This is a genomic window from Pseudomonas sp. SIMBA_041 (assembly GCF_046535095.1).
GTDB classification, from domain to species: domain Bacteria; phylum Pseudomonadota; class Gammaproteobacteria; order Pseudomonadales; family Pseudomonadaceae; genus Aquipseudomonas; species Aquipseudomonas mucoides.
Map to the genome: position 1 here is coordinate 1 of NZ_JAWRXJ010000848.1, position 241 is coordinate 241.

Below are 241 nucleotides of genomic sequence, written 5' to 3' on the forward strand. Positions count from 1 at the left end.
CACCAGAAAGCCCGGTGCCTGCACCACGGATCACCACCGGTACACGCAGGCGATGGCAGACAGCAAGAATCGCTGTCACCTGTTCCATTTGCTTAGGCAGAACAACCAGTAATGGACGCGTGCGATACGCGCTCAACCCGTCACACTCGTAAGGAATGATCTCCTCTTCGGTATGCAGGATCTCAAGTCCAGGGACATGCTCACGCAGTGCCATCAGTACCGATGTCGACCGCACATCGGT

The 241-nt window shown here is 56.4% G+C and carries 1 protein-coding gene; it reads right to left on the reverse strand.

The genetic code is table 11. From position 1 onward, the window contains the following. The coding region (locus SB725_RS33530) for an FAD-binding protein (protein WP_410923737.1) at positions 1-235 on the reverse strand (235 nt) is incomplete at its 3' end. Between the last annotated feature and the right edge of the window lie 6 nt (positions 236-241).